General features: G+C 58.4%; 20 protein-coding genes. 6 read left to right on the top strand and 14 right to left on the bottom strand.

Annotated elements, in window-relative coordinates; all coding sequences use genetic code 11:
- Positions 1–566 precede the first annotated feature (566 nt).
- Positions 567–737: a conjugal transfer protein TrbI gene (locus tag SYNCC9605_RS13915; protein ID WP_071813022.1), complete on the top strand. Its 171-nt coding sequence runs from the start codon at positions 567–569 to the stop codon at positions 735–737.
- 15 nt (positions 738–752) lie between these two features.
- Here SYNCC9605_RS13915 and SYNCC9605_RS07875 read toward each other — a convergent pair whose 3' ends face one another.
- The 7 genes from SYNCC9605_RS07875 to SYNCC9605_RS07840 form a co-directional block, all read right to left on the bottom strand.
- Positions 753–1,037 (bottom strand): hypothetical protein, encoded by a 285-nt coding sequence (locus tag SYNCC9605_RS07875; RefSeq protein WP_011364534.1) that lies wholly within the window; start codon positions 1,035–1,037, stop codon positions 753–755.
- On the bottom strand, positions 1,034–1,255 hold the full coding sequence (locus tag SYNCC9605_RS07870) for a DUF3721 domain-containing protein (RefSeq protein ID WP_011364533.1): 222 nt from the start codon (positions 1,253–1,255) through the stop codon (positions 1,034–1,036). Before SYNCC9605_RS07870 ends, SYNCC9605_RS07875 begins: the two co-directional genes overlap by 4 nt.
- Before the next feature lie 4 nt (positions 1,256–1,259).
- Positions 1,260–1,517, bottom strand: a complete 258-nt coding sequence (locus SYNCC9605_RS07865) for a hypothetical protein (RefSeq protein ID WP_011364532.1) — start codon at positions 1,515–1,517, stop codon at positions 1,260–1,262.
- 258 nt (positions 1,518–1,775) lie between these two features.
- Positions 1,776–2,894: a CobW family GTP-binding protein gene (locus tag SYNCC9605_RS07855; RefSeq protein ID WP_011364531.1), complete on the bottom strand. Its 1,119-nt coding sequence runs from the start codon at positions 2,892–2,894 to the stop codon at positions 1,776–1,778.
- A 116-nt stretch (positions 2,895–3,010) separates the two neighbouring features.
- The gene (locus SYNCC9605_RS07850) at positions 3,011–3,721 is read right to left on the bottom strand and encodes a hypothetical protein (RefSeq protein ID WP_011364530.1); all 711 of its coding nucleotides are present in this window, start codon (positions 3,719–3,721) and stop codon (positions 3,011–3,013) included.
- Positions 3,721–4,536: a metallophosphoesterase family protein gene (locus SYNCC9605_RS07845; protein ID WP_011364529.1), complete on the bottom strand. Its 816-nt coding sequence runs from the start codon at positions 4,534–4,536 to the stop codon at positions 3,721–3,723. Before SYNCC9605_RS07845 ends, SYNCC9605_RS07850 begins: the two co-directional genes overlap by 1 nt.
- Before the next feature lie 5 nt (positions 4,537–4,541).
- Entirely contained in the window at positions 4,542–5,321 is a 780-nt protein-coding gene (locus SYNCC9605_RS07840) for a GTP-binding protein (protein ID WP_011364528.1), read from the bottom strand.
- A 150-nt stretch (positions 5,322–5,471) separates the two neighbouring features.
- Between SYNCC9605_RS07840 and SYNCC9605_RS07835 the strand changes: the two genes are divergently transcribed.
- Together SYNCC9605_RS07835 and SYNCC9605_RS07830 are read left to right on the top strand one after the other, a co-directional pair.
- A complete protein-coding gene (locus tag SYNCC9605_RS07835) occupies positions 5,472–5,741 on the top strand; it encodes a hypothetical protein (RefSeq protein ID WP_011364527.1) in 270 nt (89 codons plus the stop codon).
- A 5-nt stretch (positions 5,742–5,746) separates the two neighbouring features.
- Positions 5,747–5,926: a hypothetical protein gene (locus SYNCC9605_RS07830; protein WP_011364526.1), complete on the top strand. Its 180-nt coding sequence runs from the start codon at positions 5,747–5,749 to the stop codon at positions 5,924–5,926.
- A gap of 420 nt (positions 5,927–6,346) precedes the next feature.
- Here the strand turns inward: SYNCC9605_RS07830 and SYNCC9605_RS07825 are convergent, their stop codons facing one another.
- On the bottom strand, positions 6,347–6,529 hold the full coding sequence (locus SYNCC9605_RS07825; RefSeq protein ID WP_041434865.1) for a hypothetical protein: 183 nt from the start codon (positions 6,527–6,529) through the stop codon (positions 6,347–6,349).
- A 90-nt stretch (positions 6,530–6,619) separates the two neighbouring features.
- The gene (locus SYNCC9605_RS07820) at positions 6,620–6,835 is read right to left on the bottom strand and encodes a hypothetical protein (RefSeq protein ID WP_011364525.1); all 216 of its coding nucleotides are present in this window, start codon (positions 6,833–6,835) and stop codon (positions 6,620–6,622) included.
- Between the two features lie 168 nt (positions 6,836–7,003).
- Between SYNCC9605_RS07820 and SYNCC9605_RS07815 the strand changes: the two genes are divergently transcribed.
- Positions 7,004–7,423, top strand: a complete 420-nt coding sequence (locus tag SYNCC9605_RS07815; protein ID WP_011364524.1) for a hypothetical protein — start codon at positions 7,004–7,006, stop codon at positions 7,421–7,423.
- A 533-nt stretch (positions 7,424–7,956) separates the two neighbouring features.
- On the top strand, positions 7,957–8,121 hold the full coding sequence (locus SYNCC9605_RS15190) for a hypothetical protein (protein ID WP_011364523.1): 165 nt from the start codon (positions 7,957–7,959) through the stop codon (positions 8,119–8,121).
- 23 nt (positions 8,122–8,144) lie between these two features.
- On the opposite strand, the gene SYNCC9605_RS07810 is transcribed toward SYNCC9605_RS15190, so the two are convergent.
- Positions 8,145–9,020, bottom strand: a complete 876-nt coding sequence (locus SYNCC9605_RS07810) for a GNAT family N-acetyltransferase (protein WP_011364522.1) — start codon at positions 9,018–9,020, stop codon at positions 8,145–8,147.
- A gap of 168 nt (positions 9,021–9,188) precedes the next feature.
- Here SYNCC9605_RS07810 and SYNCC9605_RS07805 point away from each other — a divergent pair, with 168 nt between their 5' ends.
- Positions 9,189–9,581 (top strand): DoxX family protein, encoded by a 393-nt coding sequence (locus tag SYNCC9605_RS07805; RefSeq protein ID WP_041434863.1) that lies wholly within the window; start codon positions 9,189–9,191, stop codon positions 9,579–9,581.
- A gap of 16 nt (positions 9,582–9,597) precedes the next feature.
- On the opposite strand, the gene SYNCC9605_RS07800 is transcribed toward SYNCC9605_RS07805, so the two are convergent.
- The 4 genes from SYNCC9605_RS07800 to SYNCC9605_RS14725 form a co-directional block, all read right to left on the bottom strand.
- Positions 9,598–11,370, bottom strand: coding sequence for a gamma-glutamyltransferase family protein (locus SYNCC9605_RS07800; protein WP_011364520.1), 1,773 nt, complete (start codon positions 11,368–11,370; stop codon positions 9,598–9,600).
- A 41-nt stretch (positions 11,371–11,411) separates the two neighbouring features.
- Positions 11,412–11,930 (bottom strand): DUF3828 domain-containing protein, encoded by a 519-nt coding sequence (locus SYNCC9605_RS07795; RefSeq protein ID WP_156783006.1) that lies wholly within the window; start codon positions 11,928–11,930, stop codon positions 11,412–11,414.
- A gap of 648 nt (positions 11,931–12,578) precedes the next feature.
- Entirely contained in the window at positions 12,579–12,758 is a 180-nt protein-coding gene (locus SYNCC9605_RS07790; protein WP_041434861.1) for a hypothetical protein, read from the bottom strand.
- 262 nt (positions 12,759–13,020) lie between these two features.
- A complete protein-coding gene (locus SYNCC9605_RS14725) occupies positions 13,021–13,185 on the bottom strand; it encodes a hypothetical protein (RefSeq protein WP_156783059.1) in 165 nt (54 codons plus the stop codon).
- Positions 13,186–13,225: the final 40 nt, after the last annotated feature.

Raw genomic sequence — 13,225 nt, 5'->3', positions numbered from 1 at the left:
TATAGCACGATGTGGCTTCTTGGTTTTGTCTCTTCTTGTGATATTTGCTTTCCTTGAGGTCAGGTACGACACAATTCGTCGGCGCGATAAAAGTGTTGTTTCAGTTAATTTTCAACCCAGAGTAAGTTTTCGGGGTTGACGTTCTGGAGTAACTCCATGTGTTCTTCGGTCAGGGCTTGTGCCGCCTTGTCGTGACCTGTGATTGAAAGGTGGGAAGCGCGTTTGTAGCACCATGCAGTGATTTCGCGCAGCGTCTTGCTTCTCAATTGGCTATTTTTGTTCATTTGCTTTGAGTTGCTGCTCTCGTTATTTTTCTACTTCCTGATTGCGTTGCGGCGGATTTAATTGCTTCCCCTTGTGCTATTTGGTTTGTTGCGCTGTGATTGTTGGCCTTTTTTTGTGACTCTTCTTTTTTGTTGTTTTTGCTGTAAGTGGCTCTTCGCTTGTCGATCGCTATGAAATGTGAGAATTATTATCAATCTTTCCGCGTGAATTGTGTGGAAATGGTGTGTTTGTTCTGTGGTCATCTTTTTTAGGCCCATACAACAGTTTGTTGATTTGTTGTGATGGCTCCTGCTAATCCCTGTGCTTGTCCGCGTTGCACCTGTGAGGTGCAGGCATCCCAGGTTGTTGTTCGCGATGGCCAGAGTTTCTGTTCAGAGGCCTGTGCCACCGGTCATCCAAACCACGAGCCCTGCCATGGCAGTGGCTCCTGCGGCTGCACTTGCGCGGAGTAGGCGGTCGGGGTGATATCAACTCCCTGTCGTACGGGCTGGCCTGAGCATCATTGTCAGCCCAGACACGGTCACAACAATGGTGAGAGCTCCCAGCAGGATTGGGTACACGGGCTGAAGATTGAACCAGCCGAACTGTCCTGTGTGCAGCTTGAGCAGCCAGAAGGCATCAATGTTCTGCTCCAGCAGCAGGCTGTAGAGGGAGCCGGTTCCTGCGGTGATCAGCAGTGGTGCTGCTGCGATCGGCACCAGCCAGCGATGGATTCGCCGCGCCTGCCGGCTGGTTGTTCTGGAGGCTTTCATTGCTTTCGCAGCTGTTGGTGGAGTTCCCGTTCATCAGTGCAAGGCATCCAACGTCCGTTGTTCTCATGAATGCTGCTGCAACCGATTTCAGCTGCCCGCTGCCTGGCTTCGGCTTCGGTGCCATAGAGCCCCTTGCCGTGGGCCATTCCTGGCGTTGTGTTCACCAACAGGGCCAAAACCCCGAAGCTGAAAGCCAATAACGGTTGGATGGCGGTCATCGGTTTAGAAGCCTTCGCAATGTTCGACGGCTTTGAGGTAATTCATCTTGCCGGCAGCCGTGCCTCCCTTGGGATTGATGCTGGCCCGCAGGGCGATCTGTACGTCGATGCAGCGGTTGTAGCGATGGGTTTTGACGGCTTGCGGGATCAGCAGAACCGTGATGCTGAGCAAGCTGAGACTGCTGAGGGCTGCCAGTACGGGGTAGGCGTGGGCCCGCACCATCTCGCGAGCCGTGAGCTTTTGTTGGTTGTGGTCGACCATGCGTCGCTTGTGATTGGTTTCAACGTATGGACAGCCTTGCGCGTCGATTGACCTTGAGCAACGTTGCTGATCTGACGATGCAGCAGAAGAACGTGGAAGCTTTGGTTAGCTCGCTTCGCCATCTCGACCTCATAACAAAAAAATGGTCGCTCTGGGTGTTGAGCAAAGGCGATTCCGTTGTCACGCGACCTACGAGAACCAGCGTCAAGACGGAACAACCACAACTCGAGTTATGTCGTGGGTGCGGTGTCCTTTGACTCAATGCGCCACACAGGCCTGGAGTTGTTCCCGCAGGGTGGTGTGGTCGATATCGCGGCCGATCAGCACCAATTGATTCTTGCGATCACCGGTCCAGTCGGTGTCGTCGATGGAAAAGCGTTTGCCCGCCAGATGGAACACATGGCGGCGTTCGCTTTCGTTGAACCACAAGACTCCCTTGGCCCGAAACACCTCCTGTGGCATCTGGTTGTCGAGGAAGTTCTGGAACTTGCGCAGGGAGAAGGGGCCATCACTTTGGAAGGACACGGAGGTGAATCCCTCGATGTCCTGATGGTCACCGTGGTTGTGGCTGTGGTGATGGTGGCCATGGTCATGACCGTCCCCATGGCTGTGGTCATGCCCATGGCTGTGATCGTGCCCTTGGCTGTGATCGTGTCCGCGGTCATGACCGTGATCGTGGTCATGGCTGCAGTGGCCATGGTCGTGGTCGCAGTCGCTGTGATCCAGGCTCGGATCGTCGGCAGGGGAACTCACCTTGTCGGATTCGAACAGTCCAACGCTGAGCAGTAGGGGCAAGGGCACGTCTCCTTTCACCGACCGCAGGATCCGCGCATCGTTCTTGACGTCTCTGAGTTGCTGGTCGACAGCCTCGAGCCGCTCCTCGGAGACGAGGTCGCACTTGTTCAGCAGCAGGATGTCGCCGTAAATCACCTGGGCCCGGCCAACTTCCGTGTCCAGAACGACGTCGTCGAAGTTTTCTGCATCGATCAACGTGATGATCGAATCCAGGCGGGTTTGGTCCCGCAGCTCACTGCCAAGGAAGGTCATGGCCACCGGAAGGGGATCGGCCAGACCGGTGGTTTCCACGACGATGTAATCGAGTGGCTCGGGCCGTTCAATCACCCGTTCCACCGCCTCCATCAGCTCGTCGTTGATCGAGCAGCAGATGCAACCGTTGCTCAGCTCCACCATGTCTTCATCGGTGGTGACGATCAGATCGTTGTCGATGCCGATTTCACCGAACTCGTTCACCAGCACCGCGGTCTTCACCCCCTGCTGATTGCTCAGGATGTGATTCAGCAGCGTGGTTTTTCCCGCTCCTAGGAAGCCGCTGAGAATGGTGACGGGGATGTTGGCGGTGGCTGGTGCGGTGGTCATTGGGTCTGAAAAACAGAGGTGATCTTTGGGATCAAAGGTTGTGAAACGACGTTGTTGTGTTCAGGCGAGCAACTCGCTCAGCAGTTGCTGCGAAACAACATCTCGAGACGTAGCAGTCAGCCAAAGCCCATCCCCGAAGCGTTGGAAGGCCCTCCCGCAATTCGAAATTCGATGTGATCTGTGGCGGGGTCGTAGAGGGTGTAGTGCCTCCCCCCACCAATGCCGATCACGCTTCGTTTGGGCACAGCCTGTTCGCTCTGCTGTTCACCGGCATGGTCTTTGACGTGGGATTGGATGGATCCACCGGAAAGCTCCAGTCGAAACTGACGCCTACACCGCGCCGTAAACAGCCGGTTCACATCCAGCCGTGTCAGCCGATCCAGTAGTACCAGGGCTGAGGTGTTTTCCGTCAGCCGGTCGCCGACGTCAGCGGAGCTGCCATGAATCAAAGCGCAGTCGAGTTCGATGAACCCGAACTGCAGCGATGCAAGCCAGTTGAGATGGTCGGCGTCTACCGCAGCGAGAAGTTCTCCAACCGCCGCTTCGCCCTGCTCGGCTCTGAGGCCTTCAGCCTTGCCTTCGCCGCGGTAGCCACACTCCGCAAGTAGCTGTTCTTCCCACCAGCCATAGATGCAGTCGGGCGGAAGATCAGCGCGCTTCGGCTGCCTCAGCCGCTCGAGCAGTGCATTGCACTTGCGTTGTGATCCGATCAGATCACCGAGAACGAAGAGATTGGCAACACCCCGTTGTTGCTTCAACTCCTTCTGAATCTGCTCGTATAGATCCAGGTCTCCTTGGAGACCGCTCACCAGGGCCCAGCGTTCCATCAGCGCTCACACACGTGGCTGGCGTCTTCAGCTCGCTCGGCGTATTCGAAGCCGTGGCTGAGCCTCCAGGCAAACACCTCAGGTAAGCCCGCATCAACGATCGCTCGACAGGTTTTGGCGACGTCGTAGTCGACCTCTCGAATCGTCACCTCTCCGGTGTTGTCGTTATGGATCACATAGGTGGCTTTGGTGCTGCCATGACGCGGTTCCCCCACAGAACCAGCGTTCACGATCCGCCGCATTGGCAGTTCCAGCTCTTGTTCTGCTGGTGCGCCTTGGTCGCGTTGTTGCACCTTCACCCGAATGGACCCCTGCCGTAGTTCGCGCACATAGGGCTGGTGGGTGTGGCCGCAGAACAAGGTTTCCGCTCCTGCTGTTTCCACCCGTTCAAGGGCAGCAAAAGCGTTCATGTCAGGCAACAGATATTCGTGCTGACTGTTCGGACTGCCATGCACAAATAGCAGCTTGTCGCGCCGCAGTGTCATCGGAAGTTCAGCCAGAAAGGCCTTGTTCTCCTCCGTCAGCAGATCGGCTGTCCAGTGATGGGCGCGATGGCCTCGTCGTTCCGCCAGTTGGGAGGGATAGCTGCATTCACAGGCATTCAGACCGTCAATGATGTCCTCGTCCCAGCACCCCTGGCAGCTGGGAATCTCGCGCTCGCGCACCAGTTCCACCACTTCATTGGGCTGGGGTCCGTAGCCCACAAGGTCGCCAAGGCAGGTGATGGTTTGGATGCCCTGGGAGTCGATGTCGTCGAGCACCGCCTCCACGGCGGCAAGGTTGGCGTGCAAACAGGAGATGACGGCGTGGTTCATGTCAATCAGCCTTGCGATGTGGGTTGTTGTTGTTGGAGCTGTTGTTGCTGCATGGCGAGCACGTCATCCGCCAGCAGACAGTCATTGATGGTGGATTGAATGCCTTCGGGGTTGAGTGCCTTGCCCTGAACAACGAGCTCTGAGGTTCGACTAGGGCGACCCTGCGGAGGTGCCGTGGCGTCCATTGGCAGGAACTGGGATGACGCCTGGCTCACCATCCAATTGCAGAAAAATGCCCGCCCGTCAGGAAGATTCATCAGGCCTTTGGCGCGGTACACATCGCCGTAGGCACCGTTCACGAGTTCAAACCAGAAGCTGCTCAGGCTGTTGGGATCCCAGACAGAACCGGAAAGAGAAGTGTGCCATGCCTCAAGCTTGCTGAACTCCAAGGTGTCTTTTGCAGGCAATTCAGGGTCACGCCCGAAGTGCAGGAGTTGGTCGGGGTGCAGCCGAAAGGCCTTCAGCTTGGAGAGAACGTCGTCTCCGAGCCCTTCAATTCCCTCCTGGCTGGGGGGATGGAACTGCTGAACTTCGATCAGGGTCAGCCCATCGTTGTCCTGCTTCAGATCCGTCGCGTTGGCTGTCGCCAGTTCCTCAAGCCTGGGCACCTGGTCCTTGAGCCAAGCCAGGTCGATTCCGCTGTCTTCCCCCTGTTGAAGCCCGGCTGCCTTCTCTCCCTCCAGCCGCAGGTAAGTGCAGGGGCCTTGATGCTGCTGGAGCCTCTGGAGCGCCCAAGTTGTTTTCCCGCACCCCGGGGGACCTGATATCAGGCACACCTGACCCATCGCAACCTCCTCGAGATTCGAGAATCATTCTCATTATGAGCCGCTACCGCCACCCTGTCCCGTTCTCTTCGTGCCTTTGGTCGCTTGGTATCGCTTGCTATGGCGCTGTCTGCGTCTCTCGCTAGGGTCGACAAGACCCGGTTTTGATCTATGGAGGCCCTGGAGTTCCTCGCCCTCGTGCTGGTGAACTTGGCTCTGACGGTTTATCTGGTTGAAAAGGGAACCAAGTTCTGGAAGGAGCAGCGCCGCCTCAAGCGCCTCGTCAACCAGCATCCCGAAATGAAAGGCGTGCACCCTGATGAGGATGGTCTCTTTGTCTTTGAGAGCGATGATTCGCTCAAGGTGCTCGTGCTGGAGAATGATCAGCCCGGCTCTGATGAACCCTTCTACGTCAAAGAAGAGGATCTCGAAGAGGACTGAATCGCTTGGTGCAGGAATGGAACGACGAGTTCATCACCCAGGCTCAGCATGAGCTCAAGAGGATCGTGGCTGACTGGAAATATGACTACGGCGTGAGTGATCGCGATTGCTCGGCCATGTTGCTTTGGATGCTGATCAAGCTCAATCCCGACGCCAAGATCAATGCTGGCCTGCTTGATCGCTGATGCGACCGTTCGGTAGGTGCAATCACTGATGCCGTTTGGTTCCTCAGGATACAGAATGAATAGGTAACCCCCAGCTCAGAACAGGGGGAAACTGCGTCGAACAGGGGAGGGACTAGGGAACCCTCCTTTTTTATGAGTCGGCCGCACAGTGTTAATCAGGCGCTACATCTGGGGTGTTGCCACAAAAAAGCCCGCCGAAAGGGCGGGCGGGTGATGGGTCTCTCAACATAACTCTGATGGCCACCACATGCAGCGTTGATGTGTGATCAAGGAGCTCTGCGTAAGTGATAGTGCTCCCCCTAGATCTGGAGCCTGATGAGTACCATCCAGCCAAAGCATCAAGATCTGGTGCTATCGGCCGGGTGATGGGGATTGCTCCGGCTTGATGATTCGCTCCATTGGTTGGGGCGAATTTTTTTGTCAACGATATGAGCGGTCGTTGTGTCCCACTTCCGGCACGTTGCGGCTCAGGTAAAGGGCGTTGCTGAGCCCCATCACAACGGTGCACCCAGCTGGTCCGCAGACCCGATACAGGTGATTGCCGATCGATTCCACAGTTCCATTGCCTTGAACGGAGTAGGGCAGGCGCAGGGTCTCGGCCATGGGATCACGCTTGAAACTCGAGTCGTCCTACGGATTCGTGATTGGACTGGGCTGCGACAACCGATACGGGTTTGGCTTTCTTTGCGTCTCTCAGCATTCCTTAAATTTGATCTGCCGTGGCCTTGGGGCCCCAGTGCCTGGGAAATGGCTTGCCCTGAGCCGATCGAGGTGATCGCGCACCTCCAGATCGGGCATGCGCATCACCCGTTGCATCAGGTTCTGCCGATGGGCATAAAGCCCTTTGCATCCCTTCAGCGGTTCGATCAGCAGATCGAGCAGTTCGGCTTTGGCGGATGTGTTGGTCATGCTCTTAGGTTCTCCTCTGCTCGTGTTCCATCAGCATCGGCAAAACCAGAGGGCCACACATCACCCACTCGAGGGGTTGTGGGGTGGTGATTCCAAGCAATGTCTCCCTCATCTGAGGGGACGTCGTCTGATGTCTCCTCTTAACGTGAATTGTCTTCTGGGACTCCGATGAAGGTTCTGCAATCCGTTCTGGCGTTGCTATTGGTGCTGATGCTCGGTTGTGCAACAACCTCAACAGCGTCTGCGGCAACGATTGAGGAGGCGGCCAGTGGTGATCTGATTGCCACGCTGGAAAAGGCACGGGATGTGCGCGAGCAGGCTGACATCAAGATTCGAGAAAACCTCAAATTGATGGCGTCGAGTTGTTTGTATATGAGTGATTCGTTGAAGGAGTTGATGGCTCTGGAGAATCAGTTTGAAGACCGCCAGATCGAAGATTTCACGGTGGGAATGGCGGACGCGGTTGAGCTGGAGCTTCTCGATGAGGAGTCACGCAAGATCAAAGCGCTTTACCGCAGATCCCACTGTGATGATCCGATCATCCTGCGCGAGCAGTTGCGGCAGGCCGACCAGAAGCGCAAGGCCTGATCCAGCAGCAGACCCCCGGTCCCTGTGACGGAGGGGGCCGGGGGTCTGTGTCTGAACGATGGTGTTCAGGGTTGATGTGGCCGTCCCGTTCCGGTGAACAGGCGGCCTAACTCGCTCGTTTGTGCATGACGCAATCCATCAGAAGTGGCTGAAGGAAGGTCGAAGCGTCTGGCTTATGGCGCCTGGGGCCATGTTCCAAGGGGTCGGGTGATGGGAGCTCCTTAGGGCACCTGGCACGGTGCAGATGGAGTGCCGATCGGCCTGGCCTTTCGCACAAGGCCTGTCGAAGGGCGCACCCAACAAGAGGTGTGAAAACTGTTGGAGCAGGGGCCTGAAAGTCAGCTGGCTTCTGACGTCTGCTCGGTTGGACCGTCGTCTCGCATGGACGCCTCCGATCTCGATGCATACAGTCTTGGGGCTGGGCCAGGCCCTGGCAATCAGCACGAACACGCATTGCCTTTCAGGGCAGAACCAGCTGAGAGTAGGGCTAGCGTGGCTGCGATCTGATTAGCCTGAACCGCCGTTGGTGGCTGATGACGATTCCCTTCGGCACGCCTGAGCCTTCGGACGGTCTGCTGAACAAGTCGGTGTCGTCCACCCGACTGCGCGCCTGGTTGAACACCCGCCTGCGCCAGCTCGCGGTGGGGCAGCGGATTCAGGATGCGCGGGCCTTGCGCAGCGAATTCCTTGTGGAGTGATCTGTGGAGTGTTCGTTCAGCGATCAACCCAGCTCGAGGCAGGCCAGGCCGTAAACGTTGCGGTCGTGCCCCTTTGGGATCACGCCCTTGTACATCCGCACAGTTGACGTCATCGGTTTGAAGCCCCGGGCGCTGAGGATGGTTTTGGCGCTCGGGTTGTGGCCGGGGGTGTCGATTAGCACGACACCGTTGTGGTGGTCCAGGGCGTTGTTCAGCAAAAGCGAGGCCATGCCGGGGTCTTCGGCAAGCCAGGGACCCACCCGCCATCCCTCGCCGATCGGCATCAGGCAAGGCCGAATGCGCACGTAGCCATGGCATTCACCCTCGGCATCCCTCGCTGCGAACACATCTCCGGCTCTGTGGCGGAGCCAGAGTTCAAGGAAGTGAGGTCTTGGGCTGATCTCATGGCGTTCGTCGTAGCGTTGGATTGCATCCAGCGACACCTCGCGCAAAGGCACTACGGCAACGTCGCTGCGCTGGCTCGGGCTTAAATCGAGTGTTGCCTCACTGCGGAACAGCATCTGCCGGCGGGTGGTGATGCAGTCTTTCTGAAATCCAGCTCGTTCGTAGAAACCCACCATCTGCACCGCGGCCTCCAGGCCGATGCATTGAACGCCGCTGAGTGTTTTTAGGGCGTGTTGCCAGAGCCTACGGCCGATCCCCTGCCCCCGATGCTCCGGCTTCACCACAAACAGCCCGATGAAGGCGTAGTCGGGGTTGTAGGTGACCGCCGCGATGCAGCCCACCGGTGTGTTGTCGTGCCAAGCGAGCCAGACCCCCTGGCGGTCGGTGTTGGCGTAGATCTCGATGTCGCCGATTCCTGGGGCGAAATCCTGCTCACGGGCCAGGGCCGTGATCACGTCGAGGTCGGCGGGGGTGAAGGGTCTGATCTCCAGCATCGAGCTCGGCCCATCCCGACCCTGCTGAACTCAGTCCTACCGCCTTTGACGGCTGATCTCCATCCCTGGATCAGCTCATCCTCTGGTGGCCTGTGAATGTTCTTGGTGAACAGTTGCTCCCTAGAGTGCTTGTCACGACTCCTCTGCACCTGCGGGCTACTGATCTTCATGACTGCTTCGAAGCTGTTCGATTTCCTCGGCCGGGTGCTGATGGCGGCCGTGTTTGTGAATGCCCTGCCGGCCAAGTTCACCAACTTTGCTGAAACCGCAGGCCTCATCGCCTCCAATGGCATCCCCGAACCCCTCGCTTCTGTGCTGTTGGTGGCAGCGATTGTGGTGCTGATCGCCGGATCGGCCCTGTTGGTGTTCGGTAGCAACACGGTGCTGGGGGCCTCGCTGCTGCTGTTGTTCCTGGTTCCCACCACGCTGATGTTCCACACCTTCCCGGTGAATAGCGGCTTTGCGATGAACCTGGCCCTGATCGGGGCATTGATCCTGGCCATCACCCGTGCCTGGGGCAATGGCGTGCCCAGCTTCACGCACCTGCGCTCCAAGGGTTGATCGCCGGCTGGCTGGCTCAGGGCAGGACCAGGGCCGTTCCTTCGCGGCGCGGATCAGCGGCCCCCTGCCAGCCAGCATCGATTTTTTGAATCAGAGCGGTGCCGCTGCCGATGCTCTGAAGCCGTGGGCTTGCTTCGCTTTTGAGCTGCTGCAGCGGAAACGGCCAGGGCAGCGGCGGATTGCTTTCCAGCACCAGTGTTGTGCCCCGGCGTGAGAGATGGGGAAGGCCAACCGCCCGCGCCGGTGGATCGTTCCAGACCAGGGATGCCAGCAGCACCCGGCTGAGCAGATGGGGAATGCTGCGGCCGCCGGGGCTGCCGAGGGCTAGCACCGGCTCGCCCTTGCGGAACACCAGCGTCGGCGCCATCGACGACATCGGCCGCCGTCCAGGCAGTCGGCGGTTGGCGACCGGTTTGCCGCCAAGGCTTGGTTTGAAGGCGAAATCGGTGAGCTGATTGTTCATCACCATGCCTCCTATCAGGTGCCGACTCCCGAAGATCGTCTCCACTGAAGAGGTGTAGGAGGCGATGTTGCCGCTGGCATCCACGATGGTGATTTGGCTGGTGCCCTGTTCGATGTCCTGATCCGGCCTGCCGTAGGGATAGCGATCGATGCCTGGGGGCAACCCCGGCGCTGGCCTTTCGCCGTTGGCGCGCTGCATGGCTCTGGCCCGGCTGTCTAAGTAGGCCGGATCCAGCAGGGCTGCGCTGGGCACTGCTCCATCGATGGGGTCGTGCACCCAGTAGAGCCGGTCGGCATCGGCCCAGGCCTGGGCGCGGGCCAGCTGCCGCCATACCTGCGGCTCACCTGCACTGGAGCTGGCCAGGTGGGTGGTCTGGTTCAGCAGCGCCAGAGTTTGCAGCAGCGCCAAGCCACCGCTGCTGGGGGGCGGGACCGTGCAGATCCGGTGCTGCAGCTGCTGGCTGCAGAGGGGGGTGCGCCGGACCACGGCATAGCTGCTCAGATCAGCGGAGCTCCAGCCGCGGAAATTCGGCTCGCTTGCCTGCAGGGCGTTGATCCCGCCCAAGATCTGCTGCGCCAGAGGCCCTTGATAAAAGGCTGGCCCCCCTCCCCTGGCCAGCAGCCTCAGGGTGCGTGCCAGGGCTGGGTTGCGGAAGCGTTGATCCGCTGCTGGTGGCTGGCCGCCGGGCAGGTAAAGCGCTTGGAAATCAGGGCTGTGGGCCACGCCGAAGCGCTGGGCCAGGAGAATGGATCGCAGCAGTCGCGGGCTCGGCAGAAAGCCATCGCTGGCCAGGCGGATCGAAGGTTGCAGGATTTGTGCCCAGGGCAGCTGGCCGTGGTTTTGATGGGCCTCCCAGAGCAGGGCCACGGTGCCGGGAATGCCGATGGCGTTGGCTTTGCTGGTGGCCTGCCGCCAAGGGAGGGGGTTCCCCGCGGCATCAAGCAGATCGGCGGGGCGGCTGCGTTCGGGGGCCACTTCACGGCCATCCAGCACTGCAAGCTGGCGTTGCTTGGCCTCCCAGTGGAGCAGAAAACCACCACCCCCCAGGCCGGAGCTCTGGGGTTCCACCACCGCCAGCACCGCCTGGGCTGTGACCAGAGCATCGATGGCGTTGCCGCCGTTCTTCAACGCAGCCAGCGCCGCCTTGCTGGCGAGGGGATTGGCGGTGACCACCACGGCGGATCCGCGGGCGGTGGAGATGCCTCTGCTGCTGGTGTCGCTGGATTCCGGATCGTCGCGGCTGATCGGGGCTGCCGCTGCGGGGAGAGTGGTCCGAAGGCTCAGCGCCAGCAGTAAGCCTCTGAGCAGGAGGAAATTGCGACGCATGCAGAGATGTTGATCTCCTTTATCAGCTTGGCTGTTGAAGATCAGGGTGTTGGATTCACAAGTTTCTCGAGATAAGTCCTCAGGTGAAACACCCGCTCATTGCGGTAAGTGATTTCTGCGATCTTCCACTGGCCTGTGCAGTCCCGCTGTAGTTCGTATTCCAATCGTCGGGGTGTTGCGCTGGGGGTGTTGCGCAATCCGGCTTGCACCTCCACTGCAGCAAGGATGCTGTTCTTCTGGGCCGCGCTGCAGCCGGTAATGACTGCTGAAAAGGTCCGCACCTGGGTGTTACTGAAGACGTCGAAGTCCAAATAGCGGCCATCCTTTGATGGGGTGAGTTGCCGGGCTTCCGTCAGCAGACTGAATAGACTAGGACTGAAGCGCTCGCTCTGGCTTGAGAGCGAAGTGGAGGTGTTATTCGGTTGGTCCATGCGCTGCACCTGCCATTCGTAGAGCCCGTCCAGCTGTTGTCGCACTTCGTCTGGGCAGGCCAAGTTCATTGGAGGCGGGGTCGCCGGTTCTTGAACGACGATCAAGTTGAAAGCCAGCAGGAGCAGCACGGCGTTGGATCAGCTGGTTTCAGTCTTGTGGCTGGTGAGGCGGACTACTGACTTTGCTGGCCTTCTGATCCAAAAAAAAGAGCCGGCCCCTCAGCCCGCTCCTGCTTGACGCATTGAAGGCACCACAGCCTTCACCTCAAGAGTGGATCAGCAGAGGTCCGTTCGAGGTGCAATCGGAGCGTTTCTCAGGGAATTCTCAGGAGGCGGAATAGGCATTACTGCTAAATGAGAATCATTCCCGCATAGCCGATGATCATGCTCGCGCGAGCACCATTGCAAACGCTTCTGGAGGGAATAAGGAGCAGGTTCCCTAGCCTGCTCCTCTCCTCTCGGCTGTTAGCGAGAAGCGGCCGTTCAATAGAATGAGATGTATCCGGGGCCCACTTACGGGATACATCACTCACCTGAGAAGAACTTACCCAAAAAAAGGTTCCCGAAGAGCCCACTCCCCGGGAACGACTCGTGCATGCGAGGGGAACTTAATGCTGCGCAATCTCCCTTAACAATGGGTAATTCTGCTTAGTACGAGATGGCTGGGTCTCGCCTTGATTGTCCTGGCGCCTGAGCTGCATGGTGCGTTCCAGTTGGAAAATAAAAAACCCCTGCCTGCTGCAGGGGCTGGTCAGCGCTTAGATGGTGCTGATGGGCTCAGAGGCCGAGGAATTTGGCGGGAATGCCATCCAGGCTGTTGTTTCCCAGCATCTGGAAGATGACGTTGATCAGCATTCCTCCGATGTGGAAGGCTCCCACCAGAGCCAGGCCTCTCCAGAGTTTTTCGGCTGCTGCTGGGGGCTGATTGTTGGCCCAGGTGCCGGATCCGTTGGTCATCGTTTGATCGCAACTTCGATCACGTTGGCGAAAGAGGTGTCAGGGGTCCAGCAGTCGTCACTGACATTCATCAGCTCAAGGTTGGAGGGCCTTGGCAAGCTCCAAGCACGTTAGGTATTGCTGCTCTGGCATTACCCCGTCAATCCGTTGTGTGTATCAAATCATCGGCCCAAGGGAGGCCGTCATGTTTGAGGTCCTCAAGGGTCATACTGGCAGCTGCCAGCGCAGAACCTGTCTGAAGTGGGAAATCAACGGTGAGTTGTCAGCCCTTGATCGAAAGAACCTGATGCAGCTGTTGTGCCAAGTGGACAAACAAGCCTGTATCGATGATGTCGGTCTCGATCCCGACGTCGAGATGGATGGAGATTGATTGACTCTTCTTTCTCCACGCCTGATCGCCCTTTCGCCAATGCGCCATGGCGCTCATGGTTTCCTCGTACACCTGAGCCATAACTGAGGAGTCCAAG

The organism is Synechococcus sp. CC9605 (assembly GCF_000012625.1).
Classification (GTDB): Bacteria; Cyanobacteriota; Cyanobacteriia; order PCC-6307; family Cyanobiaceae; genus Parasynechococcus.
The sequence above is the reverse complement of the archived record's forward strand: the minus strand, read 5'-3'. Positions and strand labels throughout refer to the sequence as shown.